The organism is Halorubrum sp. CGM4_25_10-8A (assembly GCF_005435025.1).
In the GTDB taxonomy this organism is placed as follows: Archaea; Halobacteriota; Halobacteria; order Halobacteriales; family Haloferacaceae; genus Halorubrum; species Halorubrum ezzemoulense.
In genome coordinates this window covers 78394-103512 of the sequence record NZ_SGTX01000005.1, presented here as the reverse complement: position 1 = coordinate 103512, position 25119 = coordinate 78394, and the positions used below count along the sequence as shown (strand labels likewise).

The following is a 25119-nucleotide window of genomic DNA, read 5'->3' as shown; positions in this document are numbered from 1 at the left end:
CCGGGAAGCCGCGTCCGGGTTATCTCCCCCCACCCCCTCGCTTGAGACATGTCGCAGAACGACTCCGTCTCCGACGGCGGCTTCGCGCGACGAACGATCCTTCAGGCCGCGGGGCTCTCGGGCGTCGCCGGGCTGGCGGGCTGTCTGAACGAGGCCACCACCACCGCGAGCGCCGGCGACGACGCGGACCCGCCGGCGACCGACGACGGGCCGACGCTCCCGGAGACGGGGTCGCCGGAGGTCGTCGACCTCGACGAGCGCGGCCGCGAGGTGACGCTGCGCTCGGTCCACGCCCGACACGCGGCCCACCCCGGGAGATCGCTGGGCGGGCCGGTCGAGATGCCGGTGACGTGGGCGTTCCAGGCCGACGACGGGACGCCGAGCGTCCCCGGCCCGGTGCTCCGGGCGACCGAGGGCGACGACCTCTCGATCACCCTCGACAACACCGGCGGGGAGATGCCGCACACGCTCCACTTCCACGGCGTCTCGAAGTCATGGAAGGACGACGGGGTCCCGTCCACGACGGGGATCACCGTGATGCCTGGCGAGGAGCACACCTACCAGATCGGCGCGGACGTGCCCGGCACCCACCTCTACCACTGCCACTTCAACACCCCGATGCACATGGACATGGGGATGTACGGGATCCTCCGGATCGACCCCGAGGGGTACGAGGAAGCCGACGTCGAGCAGTTCATGACGCTGAAAGACTGGGACACGCGGCTCTCACGGTCGTACGGCGGCGCGGACGTCAGCTACGACGTTCAGGACCGTCGCCCCGACGCGTTCACGATCAACGGCCGCGTCGCGCCGTACACGCTCAACCCCGACCACGGCTCGCCGGTCGTCGTCAGCGAGGGCGACACGGTGCGGCTCCACCTGGTCAACGCGGGGTTCATGTCGCACCCGATGCACACGCACAACCACCGGTTCCGCACGGTGGAGAAGGACGGCGCGCCGTACCCCGAGGTACTGCAATTACCTGAGGACGTGGTGAACGTCGCGCCCGCGGAGCGGTACACCGTCGAGTTCGCGGCGGACGCGGACCCCGGCATCTACCCGATGCACTGCCACAAGGTGGACCACGTCCAGAACGGCGGCGTCTACCCCGGCGGGATGCTCACTGCCATCGTCTACGAGGAGGCGATGGGGACCGAGGTGTTCGCGGACCTCATGGAGAAAGCGGAGTACGAGATCTGAGCGCCGGGATCTGACCGCACGAACGCTCTCTTCCGATCACCGTTCGCGGACGACGACGAACTCTGCGAGGTCGCGCAGGTACTCGATCGCCTCGGTCTCGGGCGGATCGGCGTCGTCGAGGGCGGCGAGCGCGCGCTCCGACTCGGCGCGGGCACGCTCGTTGATCTCCTCGGGCGACAGCGACGTGACCTGGAGGACGCTCGGGCGGTCCATCTCAGCGTCCTGTCCGGTCGGTTTGCCGAGGTCGTCGGCGTCGGCGGTGGCGTCCAACACGTCGTCGCGCATCTGGAAGGCGACGCCGACGCGCTCCGCGTACTCGCCGAACGAGTCGATCGCGTGGGGGTCGGCGCCGCCCGCGACCGCGCCCAACTCGGCGGCGGCGCGGAACAGCGCGCCCGTCTTCCGGCGCGCCAGATCCATGTACTCGGCCTCGTTGGTCGGGCGCGCGGCGAGCTCGGTCGCCTCGCCCTCGCCGAGTTCGACCATCGCCTCGGCGACGGTGCGCATCGCGCGCGGCTCGGCGGAGAACAGCGCGAACGCCTCGCCGAGCAGGCCGTCACTCGCGATGATCGCCGGGCCGTAGCCGAACTCCGCCCACGCGGCGGGGGTGCCGCGGCGGACCTCGGAGCGGTCGATGATGTCGTCGATCACGAGCGAGGCGTTGTGGACGAACTCGATACCGGCCGCGAAGTCGACCGCCTCCTCGGGGTCGCCGTCGAACGCCTCGCAGGCGAGGACGGTCACCGCGGGGCGGACGCGCTTGCCGCCCGCGAGGACGACGTGCCCCACCTCACCGGACAGCTCCTCGGGCTCGACGTCGTCGATGACCGACTCGATCCGGTCTTCGACCAGCCCGACCCGACGCTGCAAGTACTCCATCTACCGACCGGAGGGCCCCGGCGCGCAAAGGCCTAACGGAACGCCGTGCCGGCGGAGATCCGGACGACTGCGCCGACGCTCGCCCGGGGATCTCTCCCGTGGTTCGCGGCCCCGGAACCTCACCGCCGAGCCGGGACTCCGGCGGCGTTCGCCGCCGATCCGCGGGCGGTCATCCGTTCGTCATAGCGCTCGGTGACGGTCCGCCTCCGGTCCTACTGGAACCGGACGCCTAGGTCGTTGAGCCCGTCGTTGTTCGAGGCGACGTTGATCAGAAGCGGCGTCAGCGCCTCGATCTCGGGTGCGTTGGCGATCCCGCCCGCGTCGAGCGCGCGGAGCCCCTCGATCCCCTCGGCGACGTCCGCGACCGTTCGCTTCGCGTCCTCGTCGTCGCCGATGACGAGCGTGTCGACGCCGAGGTCGGCGTCGAGGTTCGCCAGCCGCGCGGCGGCGAGGTTGTGGAACGCGCCGACGACGGCGACGCCCTCCGGCGCCGCGTCGGCGACGATCGCGGTCACTGAGCCCGCGCCGGGCTTGTGGTAGTGGAACCCCTCGTCGTCGCGTTTCATCCCCGTGGCGGGCGAGACGAGCACGTCGCCGTCGTCCAGCGACCCCGCCACCGCCTCCACGGTGTCGCCGACGTGATACGGCGGCACCGCGAGGACGACGACGCGGGCGTCGGCGGCGACAGCGGCGTTCTCCCCGCCGGTCACCGCGGCGTCGAGCCCGCGGCTCTCCAGTTCGGTCGTGTACTCCTCGGCCTTGGTCTCGGCCTTCTCGGCCTCCCGCGACCCGACCGCGATCCGGTGCGGGGTGTCCGCCGCCAGCCGGAGCGCGAGCCCCTCGCCGATGTCGCCGGTGCCGCCGAGTATCGCGATTCGCATACGAACACTGGGGTCGCTCGCGTCTTAGGGGTTGCGCGACCGGCCGTCCTCGCCACCACCGAAGCCCGCGGTCTCGGGGCGACCGAAGCGGGAGGATTCTTTACCGAGGCGAGGGAGGCCACGCGTATGGACGATCAGGACCGCGTCGCCGCCTTCGTCGCCGAGCACGGGTTAGAGACCGACCTCGCGCACCGGGTCCTCGACCTCGAGAGCGAGGTCGGCGAGATCGCCAAGGAGGTGGCGACCTCGACCGACTACGGAAGCGAGCCGGACGCCGCCGCGATCGCGACCGACGAGATCGGCGACGCGCTGTTCGCGCTGCTCGCGCTCGCCGAGGCGGCGGACGCCGACGCCGCCGAGGCGCTCGACGAGTCGCTGGCGAAGTACGAGGCGCGGATCGCGTCCTCCGGCGACGCCGGGTCCGGGCAATAGTGACCCGACCGGCGATGCCGGGTCCGGGCGAGACCGACCCGCCCCGGGCGTCGGTTCAAGTGCGTCGGCCGCCTACCCCGCCCATGACCGACACCCCGTCGCTCGCGCTCCGCTACGTCGCCTGCGACGCCTGCGAGACGGTGTTCGCCCGGGCCGACGCCGCTGCGGAGCCGGACGCCTGCGACCGGTGCGGCGCCCCCGCGCTCCGCGAGCTCTCCGGCGTTCGAGGACCGGACGCGTACTTCGTCCCCTGAGTCCGACCGCTCGGGCCGCGGCTCCTGCGCCTCCGACGCGCCGGTCACGCCGACCGGCTCACCGGAGGTCGTCCATCTCTAGGTCGCCGGCCGCGATCGCCTGTAACTCCTCGTCGGAGAGGCGGTCGATCACGAACTCCGGCATCCCTTCCGGTAGCCCCGCCGGGATCGACCGGCCGCCGTCCGTCACCGACGCCGCTTGGAATCCGTCGTCGCCGCCGTCGGCGGACAGCCGGCGCACGCTGCGTTCGACCTCCTCGACCGCCGCGGACTGGCACTCGCTCTCCTCCGCGAGCTCTCCCATCCGCTCCGAGATCTGATTCGACTGCTCGACCACCCCGTCGATCGTCGCGGCGATCTCCTCGGCGGCCGCGGCCTGCTCGTCGGTCACGTCGGAGACCTCGTCGATCCCGTCGGCCGTCTCGGTGACTGCCTCGGCGATGTCGGTGAGGCTCTCCGCCGCGTCGCCGACGCGCTCGCTCCCCTCGTCGACTCGCACCGTCGTCTCCGAGAGGCTCTCGACCGTCTCCTCGGTGTCGGCGCGGATGCCGTCGACCATCGACTCGATGTCGCTCGCGTGCCCCTGCGACTCCTCCGCGAGCGACTTGATCTCGTCGGCGACGACGCCGAACCCGGCACCCGCCTCGCCGGCCCGGGCCGCCTCGATCGAGGCGTTGAGCGCGAGCAGGTTCGTCTGGTCGGCGATCCCGTCGATCGCGTCGACGAACTCGTCGATCTCCTCGACCCGCTCTTGGAGCGCCTCCACGTCGGCCGCCACCTCGTCGACCGCGTCGCCGATGTCGTCCATGGCCGACGCGGCGTCGTCGGCCGCGTCACGGCCGTCCTCCGCGAGGGCCTCTGCCCGGCTGCTCGTCCGATCGACCTCGTCGGCCGTCGACGCCACCTCCTCGACGGTCGCCGAGAGGTTCGCGACCTCGGAGGAGACCTCGGCGACCCGCCGCGACTGTTCCTCGGCCGCGTCGCCCACCTCGGCGGCGCTCTCGGCGACGTCGCCCGCCGACTCGCGGAGGTCGCTGATCGGGTCTTCGACCTCCGCCTCCACCTCCGCCATCAGCTCCTCGTTCCGCTCGACGGCCGCCGAGAGCTTCTCGCTGTACGAGTGGATGTACGTGTCCGTGACGACCTGCATGTCGAGGTTGACGATCCGGAGGACGGAGAGCAGGTCCTCGATCGCGTCGTCGACCTCCGCCTCGACCGCCGCCGCGGTCTCGTCGTCGACCGTCCCGCCGTCGTCGGGGGCCAGCCGGTCGGTGAGCGAGTCGACGAGCCGGTCGCCGATAAGCGGGAGGATCAGGTCGTAGTAGACGCCGTACTGCCCGATGTAGTGTTTCATCGGCATTTCCAGCATGTCGTGGATCTTGCCGATCCGCGCCCGGTCCTCGAAGTACTCCGTCCCGTACTCGCCCCCCGCGAGCGTCACGAGGTACGCCGACTGGGTCCGCTTGAGCTGTTCGAGTCCCTTGTCGGACCGGCCGATCACCGCGGTCGTCTGCTCGTGCTCGGTGAGGTTCTCGTAGAAGTCGTCCGCGATCTGCTCCGCGTTCTCCGCGAACGCGTCCTCGTACCGGCTCAGTCGCCGCTCGTCTTCTGCGTCGAAGCCGACGAACTCCTTTCGCCACGCGATCTCGTCCCCGTCGAGACCGATCTCGTCGACCAGCTCACCCACGTCGAGCCCGTCGTTCAAGCCGCCCTGACCGAAGTCGTGCCGGCCGTACTCTCCCGATGTAGCCATGCTGAGACCTCTCCGCTTGGGTTATATAAACGGCCACCCCCAGGTCTCACGGCTGATACCGGCGATTCGTGCCGCCTATCCGCGACGGACGGCCGACCCCGCGTCGGCGCCCGTTCAGTCGGCGCCGGCCGCGTCGCCTTCCGCGGGCGCGTCCCCGTCGGCGACCGGCTCGACCGCGACCGCCGAGTGCTTGAACTCGGGGATCTTCGCCGCCGGGTCGAGCGCGTCGCCCGTCAGCGCGTTCGCGAGCGGGTCCGGGTAGTGGAACGTACAGAACACGACGCCCTCGCGGACCGCCGGCGTGACCTCGGCGGCGACCTCGACGCTCCCGCGCTCGTTCGAGACGGTCACTCGGTCGCCGTCCTCGATCTCGTGATCGGCGGCGTCCGCCGGGTGGATCTGGAGCGCGTCCTCGCCCCGCATCGCCACGAGTCGGTCGGAGCGCCGGCTGAGCGCCCCGCTGTTGAACTGCTGCATCACGCGACCGGTCGTCAGCGTCAGCTCGCCGGCGTCGAGTTCGTCCGCGGGCGGGACCGGGTCGACGACCGCGAGCGGGGCGGTGCGCTCGCCCGTCGCGAACGTCTCCGCGTGTAACACGTCGGTGCCGGCCCCGTCGCTCGCCGAGAACGGCCACCGCTGGTAGGCGCCGCCGATCTCCGCGTAGCTCATCCCCTCGTAGATCGGGGCGACGCGGGTCAGCTCCTCGAAGGCCGCTTCCGGGCCGTCGTGGTCGAACGCGTCCGGCCGGTCGGTCAGCCGCTGGCCGAGGTCGGTGAGGATCTCGAAGTCCCGTCGCGCGTTCCCCGGCAGGTCCGCGTTCGGCCGCATCCGCATCACGCGCCGGTCGGTGTTCGTCACGGTCCCGGCCTTCTCGGCCCACGCGCTCCCGGGGAGGACCACGTCCGCGTGCTTGGCCGTCGCCGTCTCGAACAGGTCGATGACGACGCAGAAGTCGAGGTCGTCGAACGCCGACGCGACCGCCGTCGCGTTCGGCTCGGTGACGGCCGGGTTCTCGCCGAAGACGACCGCCGCGCGCACCTCGTCGCCGAACCGGTGGGTCGCCTCCACCTCGGTGAGGCCGGGCTCCGCCGGCGGCTCGACCCCCCACACCTCGGCGACGCGCTCGCGGGCGGCCGCGTCCGTCACGGGCTCGTACCCGGGGAGCACGCCTGGCAGTCCTCCAACGTCACTCGTGCCCTGAACGTTGTTTTGGCCCCGCAGCGGGTTCACGCCCGTCCCGGGGCGGCCGACGTTGCCGGTCAGCAGCGCGAGGTTGAGCAGGGCGTGGACGTTGTCGGTGCCGCAGCGGTGCTGGCTCGTCCCCATCCCCGTCACGATCGCGGCGCGGTCGGCCTCGCCGTACGCCCGGGCGGCCTCCCGGATCGCCTCCGGGTCGACGCCGGCCGCCTCGGCGTTCGCGGCGACGTCCACGCCGGCGAGGTGGCCGCGAAGGCGGTCGAACCCGGTCGTGCGCTCGTCGAGGAACGACTCGTCGACGAGGTCCTCCTCGACGAGGACCGCCGCGACCGCGTTCGCCACCTCGATGTCGGTGCCGGGGCGCAGCGGCAGGTGGACGTCCGCCGCCTCGGTGGTGTCGTTCGCGCGCGGGTCGACGTGGACCAGCGTCGCGCCGTCGCGGATCGCCGGGAGGAGGTACGACCGGAACGCCACGGGGTGTTGCTCGGCCGGGTTGGCCCCGTTGACGAACAGGCAGTCCGTCTCCCGGAGGTCGTCGAGCGTGTTCGTCATCGCGCCGGCCCCGAACCGCTCGCTCATCGCCGCGACGGTCGAGGAGTGACAGAGCCGCGCGCAGTTGTCGACGTTGTTGGTCCCGAGGACGCGCGCGAGCTTCTGGAGGACGTAGTTCTCCTCGTTCGTACAGTTCGACGACGCGAAGAACTGGACGGCGTCGGGGCCGTGCTCGTCGACCACGCGCCCGATTCCGCTCGCGACGCGGTCGAGCGCCTCCCCCCACGGCGCGGTGACGAAGTGCCCGTCGTGTCGGACCAGCGGCTCCGTCAGGCGGTCCTCGTGGTCGACCACGTCGAACGCGGCCGCCCCCTTCGGGCAGATCTCTCCCTTGGCGTTCACCGCCCCCTCGACGCCGGTCGCGCCGCCGCGGTCGGCGTACTCGATCTGGCAGCCGACGCCGCAGAACGGACAGACGGTGGGGCTCGACTCGAAGCTCCGTTCGGTCGGATCGGGCATCGGTCCCACGTAGGAGCCCCAGCACCCTCCGAACACCCCCGGCGTAGCGTGGTGTTTTAATTACCCTCTCGTCTCGGTGCCGGCCCTCCCGTCTCGGTACCCGTCCCCTCGCCTCGATGTCCGCCCGCCTCTCGCGCCGGTCGACGGTGTTCGTCCGCCGTCTTCGCGCTCCCGACGCGGCGGCGAGTCACCCGGTCACGGCGTCGCTCCCCGCCGGCGCGAGCAGGCGGCCGAGCGACAGGGCGCCCGCGGTCACGAGGCAGGCGGCGAACGCGATCGTGCCGAGCTTCCCGCCGAATCCGACGAAGTACGGCGCCGCGCCGACGAACGCCACGCCGGCTGTCCCGCCGGCCAACAGCATCGCGCCGGGCCCTGGGATCCGCTCCGGGGTGGCCATCCCGGCGAACGACGCGCAGAAGGCGACCGCAGCGACCGCGTCGCCCGCGGCGAACAGCGGCGGACAGACGAGGCCGGCCGCGAGCCCGACGACGGCGGAGGCGACGACCGGGCCGTGGTCGAGCTGAACGCTCACGAGGTACGTGACGGGCGCGGCGACGGCCGCCGCGGCGACGAGCCCCGTCGCGACGGCCGGCTCCGGGACCGTCCCCGCGCCGGGAGTCAGCCCGCCGAGCGCCGCCACCGACAGGCAGCCGACGAACGCCGTCGTGCCGAGCTTCCCGCCGAACCCGTTGAACGCGCGCTTGGCGGCGACGAAGACGCCGGCGGCGACGAGGCCGGCGGCGGCCACCGACCCGAGTTCGGCGTCGGCCGCGGGGGTCGCCATCCCGACGAACGAACCGCAGTAGGCGGGGGCGCCGTACGTCTCGGTCAGGAGGTGCGCGCAGAGCCCAACGAGTGCGGACGCGACGACCGCGCCGACGCCCACCCGCACGGAGAGGGCGTACGTGATCGGCGCCGCGGCGGCGACGGCGGTCGCGTTGCCGAGGTCGGTCCGCGTGACGCCGAAGCCGTCCGTCCGCAGCGCGTCCCGGGTCTCCCTCGCGACGGTGGCGCCGAGGCTCACCGCGCCGACCGCGAGGACGACCGCGCCGGCCAGCAGGTTCGGTCCGCCTCCGGCGCCGCCGGCCAACCCCGCGGCCGCCGCGACGCTCATTCCGCCCCCGGCGCCGGCCAGGGCGATCGCTCCGAGTGCGTGGATCGCTCGTGTCACGGCTGCGACTCCGGGGCGCGGACCGATACCGACCGGCCCTCAGTATTGCGGGTGTTCTCTGCGAGACCCGGTCACGGGACCGGTGTATCGTGGATCAGGCATTTGTACCCGTCGTGCTAACCCCGATCTGATGGGAACCGGAGGGAAGCCGGCGGACGACGGTGTCGCGGCCGCGCACGGGGGCGTTCGCGCCGGCGTCGCGATCCACGGGACCGAGGGGTGTCCGGTCGTCGCCGCGTCGACCGTCCACGACGGACCGATAACCGGCGTCAACTGGACGCACGTGGGTGACACGCACACCGAGGAGTTCCGCGCCCGCGACCCGGACGCGGTCGACCGCGCGGAGGGGGTCCCGACGCCCACCTCGGTCGTCGACCTCGGCGACGAGCGGGTGTACCGGTACGACCGCCCGCGCGACGGGGCGTGCGCCTGCCGGATAATCGAGGAGCTCGACTGCCCGATCGCGGACGCCCGCGCCGAGGACGGCGTCCTCCTCCTGACGCTCCACCTCCCCGACCTCGAACGCCTGCGCGACATCGTCTCGGCGCTCGACGGGACGGCGGAGCGCGTCGAGGTCCGCTACCTCGTCGAGGGGTCGGCGCGCGGCGACGAGGTGTCGGACCGGACCCTCGTCGACCGCGGCCGCCTCACCGATCGCCAGTGCGAGGTGTTGCGGACCGCCTACCGCATGGGCTACTTCGAACGCCCCCGCGACGCCAACGCGAGCGCGGTCGCCGACGCGCTCGACATCTCTCCCTCGACGTTCGCCGAGCACCTCGCGACCGCACAGCGGAAGCTCTTGGAGGAGACGCTCGCGGAGAACTGAGGGCTCTGCTCCCCCGCCGCGTCAGGCGGCGTGTTCGTTGATCGCGGATTCGAGCGTCGCCCGGTCCTGCGCGCCGACGAACCGGTCGACCGCCTCGCCGCCGGCGAACAGGACGAGCGTCGGGATGCTGCGCGCGCCCAGCTGCTGGGCGACCGCTTGGTTCGCGTCGACGTCGACCTTGGCGATCGCGGCGTCGCTTTCGGCCGCGAGCGCCTCGATCGTGGGCTCCATCATCTGACAAGGGCCACACCAGTCGGCGTAACAGTCCACGAGGACGACGTCGTGCTCGTCGACCGTGCGCTGGAGTTCGTCCGGTCCGTTCACGTGGATCGGCTCGTCCGGGGTCGCCGCCCCGCTGTCGCCCGTCTCGGTTCCGGCGCCCTCGTCGAGCGCGTCGCCGTCGCCGAGGCGCGCTTCCAGCTCTCGGCGCTTCTGCTCGCGAATCCGCTCGCGCTCGGTCTTCGCGTCGTCTCCCGTCGATTCGTTCGCTTCGGCTGCGTCGCTCATGCGCCAGTATTGGGTGTTTAGGACAATATAATTTCCGCCTTCGGATCCCCCGTCGCCTCACTCCGCGGACCCGAGGAGCTCGTCGAGCCCGGCGGCGGCCAGGTCCACGTGGTCCGCGACGAGGTCGGCCGCGCGCTCGTACGGCGACCGGTCGGCGGTCGTCGCGTCCGGGCGCGTCCGGCCCGCGCTCGCGAAGACCGTCTCGACGAAGGCGTCGCGCACGGCCGCCGTCTCGAAGAGTCCGTGGAGGTACGTCCCGAGGACGCGGTCGGTGGCGACGCCCTCGGCACCGAGCGGCTCGGTCGCGAGCAGCGTCGGCGCGGCCTCCCGCTCCCCGTCGTCGAGGACCCGCGTCCGCCCGGCGCGGATCTCGTAGCCCGTCGCGCGCCCCTCGGCGCCGGCGATCGGGCCGACGCCGTCGACCGCCCGGGTGACGCGCTCGACGCGCTTCTCCGTCGAGAACCGCGTCTCGACTGGCAGGAGGCCGACCCCCGGAACCGCTTCGCGGTCGCCGACGCCCTCGACGGCCGCGTCGAGGAGCCGTTCGCCGAGCAGCTGGTACCCGCCGCAGACGCCGACCACGGGGGCGTCGAACGCGCGCAGCGCGCCGTCGAAGCCGGCCTCGCGGAGTGCGAGCAGGTCGTCGACGGTGTTCTTCGACCCCGGGAGGACCACCGCGTCGACCCCGTCGAGCGCGGCGTCGAGCGGGAGGTAGGCGACGCGGACTCCCGGCTCGCGCGCGAGCGGCTCCAGGTCGGTGAAGTTCGAGATGCGCGGCAGCCGCGGGACCCCGACCCGGACGGCCTCGTCGTCCGGAACGCCGTCGTCGGTGCCGAGGACGCCGCCGCTGCCGGTCCCGCCGCCACCGCTTCCGTCCTCGGCGGTCGCCGCGTCGGGCAGCGAGAGGCTGTCCTCCGCCGGGAGCCCCGGGTCGTCGTGCGGGACGACGCCGACGACGGGCACGCCGGTTCGGGCCTCGATCTCGTCGATCCCGGGTTCGAGGAGGGCCGGGTCGCCACGGAACTTCGTGATCACGGCGCCGCACACGCGCTCGCGGAGGTCGTCGGGGAGCAGTTCGAGGGTCCCGTAGAGGCTCGCGAACGCGCCGCCGCGCTCGATGTCGACCGCGATCAGGATCGCCGCGTCCGCGAACCGCGCGCACTCGACGTTCGCGAGGTCGCGGTCGTGGAGGTTGATCTCGGCGATGCTCCCCGCGCCTTCGGCGACGATCACGTCGTGGTCGGCCGCGAGGCGCTCGTGGGCGGCGACCGCGGCGTCGCGGGCGGTCGCCCAGTGGTCGTCGTAGTACGTCGACGCCGGAGCGTTCGCGACCGCCTCGCCGTCGACGATCACCTGGCTCTCGCCGCCGCCGCGCGGCTTGAGCAGGACGGGGTTCACGTCGGTCGTCGGCACGGTCTCGGCCGCCCGGGCCTGGACGTGTTGGGAGACGCCGACCTCGCCCCACTCGCCGTCCGGGGCGAGCGCGACCCGCGCGTTGTTGCTCATGTTCTGGGCCTTGTACGGTGCGACCGAGACGCCGCGCCGCGCGAGCAGTCGGCAGAGCCCGGCCGCCAGCGTGCTCTTGCCGACGTGGCTCGCGGTACCCGCGATCAGCACCGTGTCGGCGTCACTCTCCGGGTCCGCCTCGGCCCCGCCGCCCTCGTCCGCGCCGGCGTCGGTCACGGTCGCGCGGCCCTCATCGTCAGTACTCCGTCCCCCTGCGCGCCCGCTGACCGTCGTCGAACGGGTGGGCGACCTTGCGGACGTTCGAGATCAGATCGGCGACGCCGTCAAGATAGTCCGGTTCGGCGTGGCTTCCGGTGAGGACGAGTTCGAGGTCCTCGGGCTTCGACTCGGCGAGGCGGACGACCTCGTCGGGGGCGACGAGCCCGCGGTCGGCCGCGTACAGCAGCTCGTCGAGTATCAGCAGGTGGACGCCCGCCTCGGGCGCCCCGTCGAGTGCGAGCGGCTCGGTCAGGTCTGCCTCCGCAGCGCCCATGACGAGCGCCTCCGCGCGGTCGAAGGCGGCCGCCGCCTTCGCCTCGTGCTTGTCGTCGGCCGACCCGTCGAGCAGGCCGTGCCAGCCGTAGTGACCGGCGTTCTCGTAGGTGAAGCCCGGAACGGCCGCGATCGCGTTGTACTCGCCCCTGACGCCCTCGACGCTGTCCGCGCCGCCCTTCATGAACTGGAGCATGTGGACGCGGTAGCCGTGGCCCGCGGCCCGGAAGCCCATCCCCATCGCCGCGGTGGTCTTCCCCTTGCCGTCGCCCCAGAACGCCTGGACCAGTCCGAACTCCTCGGGGGCGGCCGGCTCGATCGGCTCCGGCTCCGGGGCCGCGCCGCCGCCCGGGGTGCGGGCGCGGTCGCCTGCGGCTCCCTCGCCGGCGTCGGTCGGTGTTTCCTCGTGCGCGTCGGTCGGTTCCTCGTCGTCGGTGTCGTCGTGGTTCGTGGTCATGGGTCGAAAACCTCCGCCCGGTCGCCGGTGACGACGCCGTGTTCGGCGTCGGCCGCCGGTCCGGGCACGTCGCCGTCCGGGTACCGCGACCGCAGGCTCGCGCGGACCGCGTCCCGGACGCAGGCGCGGGCCGCCCCGCCGACCGCCGTGGCGCTCCCGGAGAACTCCGCCGGCTCGCCCTCCGGATCGTCGGCGACGACGACGGCGTCGCTCGTCGTCCCCGGAATCCCCGCCCCCGCGAGCAGCGTCGCCGTCTTCGCCTCGGCCGCGACCGCGACGAGGTTCGCCGCGGCCCCGGGGGCGAGCCGCCGCGTCGCTCCGACGATCAGGTTCACCGTTCCGGGGGGGTCGACCGGCGAGCCGGCGGCGTCGGCGCCCGAATCGACCGGCTCGCCCTCGTCCGTCGGCTCCATCGGCAGCATCGCGGGGTTCGAGAGGCCGACCGTCGCGTACGCGACGACCGGCCCGAGCCGCGCGCCGCGGGCGTGCTCCATCGAGACGCCCGTGAACAGCGTCGGCGGCGCGTCGCGGTCGCCGTCGCTCCCCTCGGCGCTCCGCCCGTCCGCTTCGGCGGCGAACCCCGCTCGCGCCAGCCGCTCGTCGCGGTAGGTCCCGAGGTCGGTCCGGGCGAACCCCTTCGGGACGGTGACGTTGTACGCGGTCGCCGCCCGCGACCGCCCGCCGTCCCACCCGGTCGAGAGCCAGCGCGTCCCCGGCCGCCGGAGCCGGAGGACGCCCTCGCTGACGGTCGCCTCAAACATCGGCGTCCCCACCTCCGCCGCCGTCTCCCGTCTCGGCGTCCGCTTCGTCGTCGTCTTCCTCGCCGTCGACGCCGAGCGCCGCGAGGAGTCGGTCGTTCTCCGCCGGGCGGCGGACCGCGACCCTGACGTGCGAGTCGAGGCCCCGGAACGTCCGCGCGTCGCGGACGGCGACGCCCCGCTCCCGGGCGCGCGCGACGACGCGGTCCACGTCGCGGTCGCCGACGTCGACGAGCAGGAACGGGGCCGCGGAGGGCGCCACGTCGTACCGCTCGCCGAGGCCGGTCCGCAGCCGCCCGCGCTCGCGGCGGACGCGGTCGCGGGTCTCGCGGACGAACTCCGTCTGCCGGAGGCAGTACTCCCCGGTCGCGAGCGCCGGGGCGCTCACGTTCCACGCCCGGCGCGCGCCCCGCATCGCCGCGCCGAGGTCGCCCGTCGCGACCGCGAATCCGGCCCGGATCCCGGGAAGCCCGAACAGCTTGGTGAGCGCCCGCGCGACGACGACGCCGTCGGTGCCCGCGAGCGACTCGCGCTCGGTGAACCCGAGGAACGCCTCGTCGACGAGCAGCACGGTGTCGGCCGCGCGGCAACGCTCCGCGAACGCGAGCAGCGCCTCGCGGTCGTAGCCGGCCCCGGTCGGGTTGTTCGGTGTACAGACGACCGCCAGGGCGTGGCCGCGCGGGTCGGCGTCAAGGACGCGCTCGGCGTCGACGAACGAGGGATCGCCGCCCCGAAGTCGGACCTCGCGGGCGTACTCGCCGAAACTCGGCGCGGGGAGCAGGGCCGAGTCGCCCGGGTCGACCGCGAGCGCGATCGCCGTCCGGATCGCGGCCAGCCCGCCGGGCGTCGGGACCACATTCTCGGGCTCGCAGCCGACGTAGTCGGCCGCGGCCGCCCGGAACGCCCCCGGCGGCTCCGGCGGGTACGTCCGCGCCGTCTCGAAGGCCGCGCGGTAGACGCGCTCGACGCCCGTCGGGACCTCGGGGTTCGTGTTCGCGCTGAAATCCAGCAGGTCCGGGTCGTCGGTGCTCCCGTGGGGTTCGCGTCCGAGCGCCGCCGCCCGCTCGCGATTCACGGCCGGTCACCCCCCTCGGCGGGCTCCGGTTTGCCGAGCCAGTCGACTCCGCCGCTCGGGAGGGTAGGGGCATCCCGGTCGCCGGCGAGGATCCGCTCGGCGAGCCGACGGTCTCCGGGGCGGTTGACGTTGAGCGCGAGGCGCGCGTCGCGCGTCGCGCGGACGGCCTCGTCGCCTCCGCCGTCGAGTGCGCCGACGACGTTGACGCCGGCCGGGACGCGCTCGTCGGGCGGGTCCACGGCTTCGCCAGCCGCTTCGTCGCCGTCGCCGTCGTCGTACCGGGTCGCGGCGTCGGCGCTCGCGCCCAGCCCGCGCTTGCGTGCGGCGGGGACGCGGATCGACAACGATTCGCCCCCGGCCGCGGCGTGGGCGTTGAGGACGGCGTCGACCGCCGGCCCGTCAAGCAGCGGGAGGTCGACCGCGACCGTGAGGACCGGCGGTTCCGGACCCTCGGCCAGCGCCGCCTGAAGATCCGCGACGTACCCGTCGCCCGGCGTGTCGACGACGGTCACCTCGACCGATCCCGCCCCTCGTTCGGCGCCGTCGGCGACCCGTCTGCCCCCGCTCGCCCGCTCGCCCAGTCGCTCGCGGGTCCGCGGCGTGTGTGGCGAGACGGCCGCGTACGCGGTCTCGACCCGGCTCGCGGCGAGGGCGTCGAGCGTCCGGTCGACCATCGACCGCCCGGCCACCGGCGCGAGCGGCTTCTCGCCCTCGCGGTCGAGTCGCGTGCCGCGGCCGCCGCACATCACGAGAGCGTCCACGCGATCACCCCCGCGTGTAGCCCGACGACGCGGGCGAGCTCGTTCGTCGCGCCGAGCACGTCGCCGCTGACCCCGCCGAGCCGCGAGCGCGCCCACGCGAAGGCGAGCGCGGCGACGACGACCGCGGCGGTGAGCGCGGCCGCGACGACGCCGGCGCCCCCGGAGCTGAGGCCCGCCCGCGCGCCCAGCGCCGCGGGCGTCGTCACGAGTGCGACGCCGGCGAGCGCCCGCGGGCCGGAGGCCGCCGTCAGCGCCGACCCGAGCCCTTCGTGCGGGGCGTCGCCGACGCAGACGAGCGCCGCCGTCGCGGCCTTCGCGCCCACCTCCGCGAGGACGACGAGGGCGACCGCGTCGCCGAGCGAGCGGGCCGCGACGCCCGTGACCGCCGCCCCCGCGGCGACGAGCCCGGCGACGACGAGCGCGAGCGCGACCGTCCCGCCCACGCCGAGCGCGGAGTCTTTCAGGACCGCCCGCCGCCGCTCGGCGTCGCCGTGGACGACCGCCGCGTCGCCGAGGTCCGCGACGCCGTCGAGGTGGGTGATCCCGGTGACGAGGGGGAGCCACGCGGCGAACGCGACGCCGACCGTGAGCGGCGGCACCCGAACCGGCACCAGCGCGGCCGCGACGACCGGGAGCGAGACGAGCGCCCCGATCGCGTACCCGACCGCCGGCATCGCCGCTGGCGTCCGCCGGAACGCCTCCCAGGCGCGGTCGGTGCGGCCGACGGGGATCCGGGAGAGGAACCCGAGCGCGCCGCGGAGCGCCGCGACCGGTCTGGTCAGGACCACGCGACCACCCCCGCGAGCGCGAGGACCCACGCCGCCGCGGCCGCGACGGTGACCCCGCCGGCGACGCCGACGAGCCGCACGGCGTCGCGGGCGGCCGCGGGCGACGGCGCCTCCGGACCGCCGTCGAGGACGTACGCCCCCGGCTTCTCTAGGCGGACGCCGAGCGCGGCGGCGGCCGTCGCCATCGGCCAGCCTGAGTTCGGCGACGCCGGCTCGCGGGCCAGCGACCGGGCGCGCCGCAGGCTCCCGGGCGACCGGGCCGCGACGGCGAGACAGCACGCCGCGACCCGCGCCGGCAGGAACATCGCGGCGTCGTCGAGCCGGGCGCTGGCCCAGCCGACCGGCTTCGACCGGTAGCCGAGCATCGAGTCGAGCGTGTTCACCGCCTTCACCCAGGCCGCGGCCGCGACCCCCGCCGCCAGCGCGCTCTCGACGGTCGCGGCGCTCCCGGCGACCGTGGCCGTCACGCCGGTCGTGCCGGCCCCGGGACTCCCACCGACCGCCGCGACCGCGACGGCGCCGGTCGCGCCGGCGGCGAACCAGACGAGCGGTGCGACGAACCCGTCCGCGAGGTTCTCCGCGGCGCTCTCGACCGCAGCGCTACGGAGCGCGGCCGGAGAGAGGTCGGCCGGGTCGCGCCCGACGAGCGCCCGGACCGACTCCCGGGCGGCGTCGGGATCGGTCTCGGTCTCGGCGACGACCTCGCCGGTCACGTCGAGCAGCATGCGGAGGCTCGCGACCGAGAAGCAGACGCCCGCCGCAGCGGCGACGGCGGCGACCGGGACGCCGCCGGGTCGCGGGCCGTGCGCGGCGGCCAGCCAGACGACCCCGCCGCAGAGTGCGGCCGCGGCGAGAGGGAGGCCGGCCGCGACCGCGACGCCGACGAGCCGAGGGCGGCCCCACTCCCGGTCGAACCGGCCGACGAGGGTCCCGAACAGCGCGACCGGGTGGGCGCGGTGCGGCGGCTCCGCGGCCGCGAGATCCAGCGCGAGGGCGAGCGCGACCGGCGCGAGGAGCGTGGCAGCCGGAGCGATCAGCGCGGCGGCGGGTTCAGCGACCTGCGCGGCGACGGCCGGCTCGGTGGCCCCGACGGGCGCGGCGGCTCCCGTCATCCCGTCACCTCGTCGAGGAACGCGTCGAACGCCCCGCTCTCGGGGTGGACGTGACAGTACGTCCCGAGCGTGCGGTGTTCGGTCAGCCCCTCCCGGTCGCCGTCGATGCCGGTCCCGCGCTCCACGTCGAACGCGAACCGGGCGTCGGGGGCGACCTCGGCCGCGGAGTAGTGGAACTCGTGGCCGCGGAGCCGATCCCCGGCGGCCGCCGTGAGCGCGCCACGGCGGGCGCGGAGTTCGACGTGGTCGAGCGCCTGATACCGCTCCCGGCGCTCGACGCTCGCGGGGAGGACGCCCGCCATCTCGTGGCTGTCGCCGTCGGCGGTCGTCAGCGTCTCCGCGAGGGCCATCAGCCCGCCGCACTCGCCGAGGACGGGCGTCCCCTCGGCCGCGGCGTCCGCGACCGACGCAAGCGCGGGCCCGTCGGCGAGCGCCGCGGCGTGGAGCTCCGGGTAGCCGCCGGGGAGGTAGACGCCGTCGCAGGGCGGGAGGTCGTCGCCGGCCGCGGGCGCGAAGGGGACTACGGTCGCGCGCTCGGCGAGCCGATCGCGGGTGGCCGGGTAGACAAACCGGAAGGCGGCGTCGTCCGCGACCGCGACCCGCGGGCGGTCGTCGCCGTCTCCGGGGTTCGCTCGGCTGTCGCCGCCCGCCGGTCTCGCCTCCGGGCCCGTCGCGGGGAGCGTCGGTTCGCCCGCGACATCGAGCAGCCGGTCGGTCCGGAGCGTCTCGGCGGCGGCGTCGAGCGCCGCCGAGTCGAGCGGTGCCTCCTCGCCCATCCGTAGTCCGAGGTGGCGGTCGGGGATCTCCAGATCCTCGCGGGGTGGGATCCGGCCGCAGTAGGCGAGCGAGTTTGGGAGCGCCTCGCGGATCCCCGACTCGTGACGGCCGCCGTGCGCGCGCTGTGCGACGACGCCCGCCACGTCGAGGTCGTGGTCGGTCCGGTCGGCGTACGTCGCGAAGCCGAGCGCGGTCGCCGCGACGCTCTCCATCCCGGCGCTCGCGTCGACGACGAGGACGACCGGGAGGTCGAGCGCGGCGGCCACCTCGGCCGTGCTCGCGGCGCTGCCGTCGTACAGCCCCATCATTCCCTCGACGACGCAGACGTCACCGTCGCCGCGGGCGTAGTTCCGTCGGAGGCCGTCGTTCCCCTGAAGCCACGGGTCGAGGGTGCGCGACGGCCGCCCGGCGACCCGGGCGTGGTGGCTCGGGTCGATGAAGTCCGGCCCCGCTTTCGCGGGCCGGACGGTCCGGCCGGCGTTCTCGAACGCGCGGATCGTCGCGAGGGTCGCCACCGTCTTGCCGACGCCCGACGCCGTGCCGGCGAGGACGAGTCCCCTCACCGTCGGTCGCCTCCGTTCGCGGGGGTAGTCCCGTCTCCCCCGTCGGACTCCGTCCGCTCCGCGAGCAGGCGGTCGGCCACGGCGGCGACCCGCTCGCGGACGGCGTCGTCGCCGACCCCGGCGCGCTCCGCGAGCGCGAGCGCCCCGCCCATGCCGACGCCCTCCTTCGCCTCGCCGCGGGCGTACGCCGCCACCGCCGGGTGGTCGCTCTCGCCGAACCCGGGATCGGCCGCCGCGAGCGTCAGGTCGAGGTCGCCGGCGAGCGCCGGGAGGTCCGCGGTGGGGTCGTCCGCGACGAGCGACGTGGTCGCCAACGGGAGCGGTCGCTCGACGCCCGCGTGCCGGGCGAGCGCCGCCGCGGCCGCGAGCTGTGTGCCGCCCGCGAGGGTCACGTCGATCCCGGCGTCGGCCGCGCCGACGATCAGCCCCGAAACGCCGGCGAGGACGGGGTCGCCGGCCAGCCGGACCGCCTCGATCGGGTCGTCCGCCGCGCCGACCGGGTCGAGGCCGCTCGCGTCCAGCCCCTCGGCGACGACGCGCCGCTTGCGCTCGATCGGATTCGCCGGTAGCGACGAGGAAACGGCGGCGCGCTCGCCGAGCGCGGTCAGGACTCCGAGCGCGGTGGTCGTCCCGCCGGGAATCGTCTCGGCGACGAGCAGCTCGGCGGGTCCGTCGCCGTCGCGTTCGGGGCCGGCTCCCTCACCGGACACGGCGAGGTCGGGCGCCAGCGAGCGCGCGCGCTCGAAGACGGTCGCCGCCTCCGGGACCGGCTCGGGGTCGCGGACGTCGCCGCCCGGGGACGCGCCGACCTCGCGGACGCTCGCCGCGGTCGGCGCGCCGAGTCCGGCGTCGACGAACTCGACGGGAAGGGTCTCCGGGCCGAGCAGCTCGCGGACCGCGCGGGTGACGACCGCGGGCGTCGCGCAGCCCGTCGGACTCATCGGCACGGGCGAGTCGGGCGCGGGGCGCCCCGCCTCGACGATTTCGAGGTCGGCGCTCGGCGTGTGAACGCGTAGCTCCGGGTCGGCGCCCGCAGCGCTGATTCCGTCGATGGCGGCGGTCGCGGTCGTTCCCGCGACGACGAGGAGTCTCATACCTCCCACCGGTACCTCCCTCCGTCGCGCCCGCGTGCCGCCGGCGCGGCGTCGATGTGTACCACTAGCGGTTCATCGATACAATTGAACTTTAATCGATCGACGAGCGGCGGCCGGTTCGAGCGTTCCGACCGCGCCCGTCGACTGTGCGTCCCGACCGAATATCTCGCCCGTCAGTTCGGACCGAACGTCTCGCCGAACCCGTGCGACCGCAACCCACGCGACCCGCGGAGCGAAGCGGTTAAGAGTGAACCGCGGATATTTCCGTCAACTCGCTGGTGCGGACACAGCGGGCACTCGCCGCCGGGGCCGCGGTCGGACCGACCGCCGCGCGCCCCGGGACGAGACGACATGTGGCCCCTCGCGGCTGAATCGCAACCGTCCGCGGACAACAATGGCACGAAGCTTCTACTCGCACATCAAGGAGGCGTGGCGGTCCCCCAAGGAGGGGAAACTAGCTGAGCTGCAGTGGCAGCGCAAACAGGAGTGGCGCGACCAGGGCGCCATCGAGCGCATCGAGCGCCCCACCCGGCTGGACAAGGCCCGCGAGCTGGGCTACAAGGCCAAGCAGGGCGTCATCGTCGCCCGCGTGAGCGTCCGCAAGGGCGGTTCGCGCAAGCAGCGCTTCAAGGCCGGCCGCCGCTCGAAGCGCCAGGGCGTCAACCGCGTCTCGCGGCGCAAGTCGATCCAGCGCATCGCCGAGGAGCGCGCCTCGCGGAAGTACCGCAACCTCCGCGTGCTCAACTCCTACTGGGTCGGCGAGGACGGCTCGCAGAAGTGGCACGAGGTCATCCTCGTGGACCCCGCCCACCCCGCAATCGAGAACGACGACGACCTGAACTGGATCTGCTCGGACGACCACAAGGGTCGCGCGTACCGCGGGCTCACCTCCGCCGGCACCAAGGGCCGCGGCCAGCGCAAGCGCGGCAAGGGCACCGAGAAGACGCGCCCGAGCGTCACCTCGAACGACCGGCAGGGCAAGTAACGCCGCCGTCGACGTTCGGTTCTCGTTTTTCACCGACCGCGTCGCCGAGCGGACGCGCCGCTCGTCGCCCCCGTCCCCCGACGGGCTCGTCGTCTAACGCTCCCGACGCTCTCCGCCGTCGCGCCCCGGACGCCGGCGGCGCAAGAGCAAAGATACCGCGTCACATACCAACTGTAGTCATGGCGATCGCCACGTGACCGGGACCACCCCGATTCCGCCCGACGCGTTCGCGACCGCGCTCAGGTCGCTCGACACGGACGCGCTCGCGACGCTCGTCGCCGACGCGTACGCGGCGACCGCCGACGCGGCCGACGCCGATCCGCCCCGAGTGACCGTGCGAAACGGGGACCAGCGGACCGAACTGCTCGTCGCCTCGGCCGCCGACGGCCGCGTCCCCGACGGCCCGGCCGACGCCGTCGTCGTCGCGAGTGACTCACTGCTTGACGACGGGACGCTCGACGACTCGACGGTCGTCTCTCCGGCGGACCTCCGACGGCGGCTCCTGTACGCCGTCCCGCCGGCGGCGGCGGACGAGATCGCGGACCGGATTCTCGGTGTCCCCGTTCGGTCCGCATCGTACGACGCGGTCGCTCCCGAGCCCGGCGCTGCGACCGATTCCGGCGACGGATCGCTAGCCACCGACGACGAGGCGACCGACGATGTCCGGACCGTCGACAGCGCGAGCGGCGACGACGCCTCGGGCGATGGCGACGCGAGTGATCCCGCCGGCGGGGCGACGGCCGCCGGCGCGTCGGGACCGGTAGGCCGCAGCGACGCCGATCGCACCGATCGGAACGTCGCCGACTCGCCCGGCGCGTCGCGAGCTGACGACCGGCCGAGCGACTCCGACCCCGATCCACCCCAGAGCGGTGAGCCGGGCGACGGTTCGACCGCCGACGCCGCGAGCGATCGACCGTCCCGCCGGACCGTCGTCGCCGCGATCGCGGTCGTCGCGCTCCTCGTCGCGGCGGCCGGGGCCGGGTTCGCCGCCGGCGCCGCCGGGATCGGCGGGCCGGGCGGGATCGCCGGCGACGACGGGGCGATCGACTCGCCGTCCGACGTGGGAGGGTCGACGGACGACGGCGGCGACGCGAGCGGCACGGACTCGGACGGCGGGAACACCGTGTCGGCCGCCGACGGCGACCCGACCGGTGAGGCCGCGCGGAACACGGCGTTGTCCCCGACCTGCGAGCGGTCCGCGCTTCAGGTCGTCCAGATCCAGATGAACGCGCTCCGGTACAACGACAACGCGACGAACGACGGCATCCGGACCCTCCGGGCGTTCGCGTCGCCGGAGAACAGGCAGGTCGTCGGACCCGTCGGCGAGTACGTCGAGCTGTTCGAGACCGCCCGGTACGGCCCGATGCTCACGTACGATACCGCGGAGTACTCGGTGCCGGAGACCGCCGACGGGACCGCCGCAGTCGAAGTCGTCACGCGCGAGGACGGCACCGTGACCGGGCGCTACGAGTTCCGCCTCGTCCGGGTCGGCGGCGGGAGCGCGACCACGAACAGTTCGCTGGGCAGCGTCGACGACTGTTGGATGACCGACGCCGTGACCGCGTCGGGGGAGTAAGCGTCGGCGTCGGGTCCAGAGCCGTCGCCGACGGAGCGAGTGTCGGCCGCGTCGCGTCTTTGTCGCCGCCGGGAACACGATTATATTCGCGCCAGCACTGGTCGAAGTCATGAGCCTCTCGCTCGACGCGACCCAACTCGACCGCTACTCCAGACACGTCATCTTGGACGGCGTCGGTCCGGAGGGGCAGAAGCGACTGCTCGACGCCCGTGTCCTCGTCGTCGGCGCGGGCGGGCTCGGCGCGCCCGTCGTCCAGTACCTCGCGGCGGCGGGCGTCGGCGCGATCGGGATCGCCGACGACGACGCCGTCGAGCGCTCGAACCTCCAGCGACAGGTCATCCACGGCGACGGCGACGTGGGACGCCAGAAGGTCGACTCGGCCGCCGACTTCGTCGCCGACCTCAACCCCGACGTGGATGTCGAGCGCCACCACCTGCGACTCGACGCGGGTAACGCCCGCGAACTGATCTCGGACTACGATGTCGTCGTCGACTGCTCGGACAACTTCGCAACCCGGTACGTGGTGAACGACGCCGCCCGAATCGAGGGCGTCCCCGTCTCGCACGGTGCCATCTACAAGTTCGAGGGGCAGGTGACGACGCTCTCGCCCGACGGCCCCTGCTACCGCTGTCTGTTCCCGGAGCCGCCGGAGCCGGGAACGGTACCGGACTGCGCCAGCACCGGCGTCCTCGGCGTCCTCCCCGGGACGGTCGGGTGTCTCCAGGCGACGGAGGCGGTGAAACTGATCATAGACGTCGGCGACCCGCTCGTCGGTCGCATGCTGTTTTACGACGCCATGGACCTCTCGTTCGAGACGGTCCCGTACGCGCGTAACCCGGACTGCCCGGTGTGCGGCGACGACGGAATCGACACGCTTGACGGGATCGACTACGCCGCTGGCTGTCGGATCGACGCGGCCTGAGCGGTCCACTCCGGATCGACGCCGTCTACGTGGCCCGTTCCTCGTCGTCGCGGTCGGGGCGCCCGTCGCGACAGCTTATAGCGACCGGTCGGTCATCGCTGTTCCCGCGGTGACGCCGGCGCCGTCGTCGACGAATCCCGACCGCACGCACCACCGGCAGTACCGGTAGCCGGCGCGGTTCTCAGCGCCGCAGTGCCGGCAGACGACCGTCTCCCCGTCGGCGTCGAGCGGCGGCGGGTCACCGGCGTCGGCTGACTCGACCGTCGGACCCCCGGCCGCGCCGCGGTCGCGTGCGACCGCCGAACCGGCCGCTTCCCCGTCGCCGTCGGGCTCCGACGAACGGGCCGCGACCGAGCCGAAGAGCTCCGCGGGGTCGCGGTTCCGGCGGACGAGCAGCCACGTCACCGCGAGGTTGAGCGCCGCCACGCCGACGAATATCGCGGCGAGGGGCACGAGCTGATCACCCGTCATACGTGTCATGTTACCATCCCGGAGTCTTGTGTCTGACGGTGAGTCCACCGGCCGCGCTCCGACGGGCCCGTCGGCGGGCCGCTCCAGAGTACTCTTGAGGCCGCCGGTCGAAGGCGCACCCGCATGAAGGAGACGATCCACACGGACGACGCCCCGGCGGCGGTGGGCGCGTACAGCCAGGCGACGACGGACGGCGACCTCGTGTTCACGGCCGGGCAGATCCCCCTGACGCCCGACGGCGAACTCCTCGCCGACGCGTCGATCGCGGACCAGACGGAGCAGGCGCTGGACAACCTCCTCGCGGTGCTCGACGAGGCGGGGGCCGGGCCCGAGGACGTGCTCAAGACGACGGTGTTCCTCGCCGACATCGACGACTTCGACGCGATGAACGAGACGTACGCCGACTACTTTGACGAGGCGCCTCCCGCCCGCTCGGCGGTCCAAGCGGGCGCGCTCCCCAAGGGGGCCGGCGTCGAGATCGAGGCCGTCGCCGTCGTCGAGTAGATGTCCGACGGCGAGGGCGGGCGCGGGGCCGAGACGGACCGGGACGACCCCTCCGGTTCCGGCGGCGGCGGCCGCGCGCCCGGCGCCCCGGCCACGCCGCGCGCTCGCCTGCGGTCCGCGGCGCTGTGGGGCGCCGTCGGCGGGTTCGCCTTCCTCGTGCTCGCGCAGGGGTACCGGCTCGTCGGCCCCGGGTCGCTGCCGGTCGGGATCGGCGGACTGGCGCTCGTCGCGCTCGGGGTCGCGGCCGCGTCGGCCGGTCTCTCCTACCTCGCCGAGGCCCGACTGCGAGCGAAAAGAAGGACTTAACAGTCGCACCGGAGTAGCACGGAGTGAGCCAGGATGGCCGAGTGGTAAGGCGCACGCCTGGAAAGCGTGTTCCCATCCGGGATCGGGGGTTCAAATCCCTCTCCTGGCGTTTTCGACGAACGACACGGCGAGCGAAGCGACCCGTTCGTCGAAAAGCCTGACGGAGGGATTTGAACCAGGGAGTGAAGCGAGCAGAGCGAGCGGAACGACTGAGGTTCAAATCCCTCTCTTGGCGCTCCACTGTCGCAATAACGAGCGAGGAGCGACAGCGACGGGCGGGTCTGGCCGCGACGATCACCTCCAAAGCCCCAGCCGCTCGGCTCTACGCAGACACCTATTGCTCGCCGACGATTACCTCCACAGGGGCGGCCGCGACCACACAGCACCGCACCTCACACCGCCCCAGCCTCGCGGTTCACTCCGGGCTCCCTTCGGTCGCCCGTCGCTCACCGCGTCCCTCGCGCGTGCGACATCGCGCCCTCCGGGCGCTCGTCGGCACGCGCCACCGCAACTAACTCGTGAGAGCCTCTGGCAGATATAGTGGGTGTTTGATTATCACACCGCTGCTGTCGGCCGAATCTGCTTCGAAAGCGTCCGGTTCGGCCCGCCTCGACACGTCCGCACACCGACACAAGATTCATATGTGTGGGTATTGTTGACACGGGTGACGATGCCAGACACGAAATCGGGTCGCGAGCGGAAAGGGAGGAACAAGCGCCGCCAACTCGAGAACCACCTCGCACGGCGCGAACTCGACGCGGACGACGAACCGCCGGAACCGTACGGGGAGGCGACAGACGCGGAGTTCCTCGCCGAGTCCGACGACGCGGCCCGGTGACCGGTCGCGTCCCGATCCCTTCT

At 73.7% G+C, this 25119-nt stretch carries 26 protein-coding genes and 1 tRNA gene; 11 read left to right on the top strand and 16 right to left on the bottom strand.

The features are described 5' to 3' along the window. Positions 1-48 precede the first annotated feature (48 nt). Complete coding sequence (locus EXE52_RS07800; RefSeq protein ID WP_089308046.1) at positions 49-1200, top strand: multicopper oxidase domain-containing protein; 1152 nt, start codon at positions 49-51, stop codon at positions 1198-1200. A gap of 36 nt (positions 1201-1236) precedes the next feature. Here the strand turns inward: EXE52_RS07800 and EXE52_RS07795 are convergent, their stop codons facing one another. Both EXE52_RS07795 and npdG read right to left on the bottom strand, forming a co-directional pair. Beyond that, positions 1237-2079: a polyprenyl synthetase family protein gene (locus EXE52_RS07795; RefSeq protein WP_049931403.1), complete on the bottom strand. Its 843-nt coding sequence runs from the start codon at positions 2077-2079 to the stop codon at positions 1237-1239. A gap of 212 nt (positions 2080-2291) precedes the next feature. Then, on the bottom strand, positions 2292-2960 hold the full coding sequence (gene npdG, locus EXE52_RS07790; protein WP_049931404.1) for an NADPH-dependent F420 reductase: 669 nt from the start codon (positions 2958-2960) through the stop codon (positions 2292-2294). 126 nt (positions 2961-3086) lie between these two features. On the opposite strand from npdG, the gene EXE52_RS07785 reads away from it, so the two are divergent. Both EXE52_RS07785 and EXE52_RS18275 read left to right on the top strand, forming a co-directional pair. Then, on the top strand, positions 3087-3392 hold the full coding sequence (locus tag EXE52_RS07785) for a MazG-like family protein (RefSeq protein ID WP_089308045.1): 306 nt from the start codon (positions 3087-3089) through the stop codon (positions 3390-3392). An 83-nt stretch (positions 3393-3475) separates the two neighbouring features. Next, positions 3476-3646 (top strand): hypothetical protein, encoded by a 171-nt coding sequence (locus tag EXE52_RS18275; protein ID WP_155120035.1) that lies wholly within the window; start codon positions 3476-3478, stop codon positions 3644-3646. 58 nt (positions 3647-3704) lie between these two features. Here EXE52_RS18275 and EXE52_RS07780 read toward each other — a convergent pair whose 3' ends face one another. The 3 genes from EXE52_RS07780 to EXE52_RS07770 form a co-directional block, all read right to left on the bottom strand. Continuing rightward, positions 3705-5399 (bottom strand): globin-coupled sensor protein, encoded by a 1695-nt coding sequence (locus EXE52_RS07780; RefSeq protein ID WP_241988218.1) that lies wholly within the window; start codon positions 5397-5399, stop codon positions 3705-3707. A gap of 114 nt (positions 5400-5513) precedes the next feature. Then, positions 5514-7607 (bottom strand): formate dehydrogenase subunit alpha, encoded by a 2094-nt coding sequence (fdhF, locus tag EXE52_RS07775; RefSeq protein ID WP_089308044.1) that lies wholly within the window; start codon positions 7605-7607, stop codon positions 5514-5516. 187 nt (positions 7608-7794) lie between these two features. Beyond that, complete coding sequence (locus tag EXE52_RS07770) at positions 7795-8721, bottom strand: hypothetical protein (protein ID WP_086219809.1); 927 nt, start codon at positions 8719-8721, stop codon at positions 7795-7797. Between the two features lie 187 nt (positions 8722-8908). On the opposite strand from EXE52_RS07770, the gene EXE52_RS07765 reads away from it, so the two are divergent. Next, the gene (locus EXE52_RS07765; protein ID WP_086216790.1) at positions 8909-9604 is read left to right on the top strand and encodes a helix-turn-helix domain-containing protein; all 696 of its coding nucleotides are present in this window, start codon (positions 8909-8911) and stop codon (positions 9602-9604) included. A 21-nt stretch (positions 9605-9625) separates the two neighbouring features. Here the strand turns inward: EXE52_RS07765 and trxA are convergent, their stop codons facing one another. The 10 genes from trxA to EXE52_RS07715 are packed head-to-tail and all read right to left on the bottom strand — an operon-like array spanning position 9626 to position 19503. After that, complete coding sequence (trxA, locus tag EXE52_RS07760; protein ID WP_137703605.1) at positions 9626-10111, bottom strand: thioredoxin; 486 nt, start codon at positions 10109-10111, stop codon at positions 9626-9628. A 57-nt stretch (positions 10112-10168) separates the two neighbouring features. Continuing rightward, complete coding sequence (locus EXE52_RS07755; protein WP_089308043.1) at positions 10169-11794, bottom strand: cobyric acid synthase; 1626 nt, start codon at positions 11792-11794, stop codon at positions 10169-10171. A 19-nt stretch (positions 11795-11813) separates the two neighbouring features. Then, complete coding sequence (locus EXE52_RS07750; protein WP_089308042.1) at positions 11814-12566, bottom strand: cob(I)yrinic acid a,c-diamide adenosyltransferase; 753 nt, start codon at positions 12564-12566, stop codon at positions 11814-11816. Next, complete coding sequence (locus EXE52_RS07745) at positions 12563-13327, bottom strand: adenosylcobinamide amidohydrolase (RefSeq protein WP_086216799.1); 765 nt, start codon at positions 13325-13327, stop codon at positions 12563-12565. The genes EXE52_RS07750 and EXE52_RS07745 overlap by 4 nt, the downstream gene beginning before the upstream one ends. Further along, on the bottom strand, positions 13320-14399 hold the full coding sequence (locus EXE52_RS07740; RefSeq protein WP_089308041.1) for an aminotransferase class I/II-fold pyridoxal phosphate-dependent enzyme: 1080 nt from the start codon (positions 14397-14399) through the stop codon (positions 13320-13322). The genes EXE52_RS07745 and EXE52_RS07740 overlap by 8 nt, the downstream gene beginning before the upstream one ends. Then, complete coding sequence (locus EXE52_RS07735) at positions 14396-15145, bottom strand: NTP transferase domain-containing protein (protein WP_089308104.1); 750 nt, start codon at positions 15143-15145, stop codon at positions 14396-14398. Before EXE52_RS07735 ends, EXE52_RS07740 begins: the two co-directional genes overlap by 4 nt. After that, positions 15145-15948: an adenosylcobinamide-GDP ribazoletransferase gene (cobS, locus tag EXE52_RS07730; RefSeq protein ID WP_089308040.1), complete on the bottom strand. Its 804-nt coding sequence runs from the start codon at positions 15946-15948 to the stop codon at positions 15145-15147. The genes EXE52_RS07735 and cobS overlap by 1 nt, the downstream gene beginning before the upstream one ends. Further along, positions 15939-17060, bottom strand: a complete 1122-nt coding sequence (locus EXE52_RS07725) for a CobD/CbiB family cobalamin biosynthesis protein (protein ID WP_089308039.1) — start codon at positions 17058-17060, stop codon at positions 15939-15941. Before EXE52_RS07725 ends, cobS begins: the two co-directional genes overlap by 10 nt. Next, positions 17057-18400: a cobyrinic acid a,c-diamide synthase gene (locus tag EXE52_RS07720; protein WP_089308038.1), complete on the bottom strand. Its 1344-nt coding sequence runs from the start codon at positions 18398-18400 to the stop codon at positions 17057-17059. The genes EXE52_RS07725 and EXE52_RS07720 overlap by 4 nt, the downstream gene beginning before the upstream one ends. Then, positions 18397-19503, bottom strand: coding sequence for a nicotinate-nucleotide--dimethylbenzimidazole phosphoribosyltransferase (locus tag EXE52_RS07715; RefSeq protein WP_137703604.1), 1107 nt, complete (start codon positions 19501-19503; stop codon positions 18397-18399). The genes EXE52_RS07720 and EXE52_RS07715 overlap by 4 nt, the downstream gene beginning before the upstream one ends. A gap of 385 nt (positions 19504-19888) precedes the next feature. On the opposite strand from EXE52_RS07715, the gene EXE52_RS07710 reads away from it, so the two are divergent. The 3 genes from EXE52_RS07710 to EXE52_RS07700 all read left to right on the top strand — a co-directional run bounded on the left by EXE52_RS07710 (position 19889) and on the right by EXE52_RS07700 (position 22977). Further along, positions 19889-20479, top strand: a complete 591-nt coding sequence (locus EXE52_RS07710) for a 50S ribosomal protein L15e (protein WP_049931415.1) — start codon at positions 19889-19891, stop codon at positions 20477-20479. A gap of 193 nt (positions 20480-20672) precedes the next feature. Continuing rightward, entirely contained in the window at positions 20673-22055 is a 1383-nt protein-coding gene (locus EXE52_RS07705; protein WP_086219670.1) for a hypothetical protein, read from the top strand. Between the two features lie 109 nt (positions 22056-22164). Further along, positions 22165-22977 (top strand): molybdopterin-synthase adenylyltransferase MoeB, encoded by an 813-nt coding sequence (locus tag EXE52_RS07700; RefSeq protein ID WP_086216838.1) that lies wholly within the window; start codon positions 22165-22167, stop codon positions 22975-22977. 75 nt (positions 22978-23052) lie between these two features. Here the strand turns inward: EXE52_RS07700 and EXE52_RS07695 are convergent, their stop codons facing one another. Continuing rightward, positions 23053-23448, bottom strand: coding sequence for a zinc ribbon domain-containing protein (locus EXE52_RS07695; RefSeq protein ID WP_086219669.1), 396 nt, complete (start codon positions 23446-23448; stop codon positions 23053-23055). Between the two features lie 123 nt (positions 23449-23571). On the opposite strand from EXE52_RS07695, the gene EXE52_RS07690 reads away from it, so the two are divergent. The 4 genes from EXE52_RS07690 to EXE52_RS18485 all read left to right on the top strand — a co-directional run bounded on the left by EXE52_RS07690 (position 23572) and on the right by EXE52_RS18485 (position 25096). Next, on the top strand, positions 23572-23952 hold the full coding sequence (locus tag EXE52_RS07690; protein ID WP_089308036.1) for a Rid family detoxifying hydrolase: 381 nt from the start codon (positions 23572-23574) through the stop codon (positions 23950-23952). After that, positions 23953-24258 carry a hypothetical protein gene (locus EXE52_RS07685; RefSeq protein ID WP_086216841.1) on the top strand — a complete coding sequence of 102 codons (306 nt, stop codon included), beginning with the start codon at positions 23953-23955 and terminating at the stop codon, positions 24256-24258. 27 nt (positions 24259-24285) lie between these two features. Then, positions 24286-24367, top strand: a tRNA-Ser gene (locus EXE52_RS07680). A 561-nt stretch (positions 24368-24928) separates the two neighbouring features. After that, positions 24929-25096 (top strand): hypothetical protein, encoded by a 168-nt coding sequence (locus tag EXE52_RS18485; protein WP_167373069.1) that lies wholly within the window; start codon positions 24929-24931, stop codon positions 25094-25096. Positions 25097-25119 lie beyond the last annotated feature (23 nt).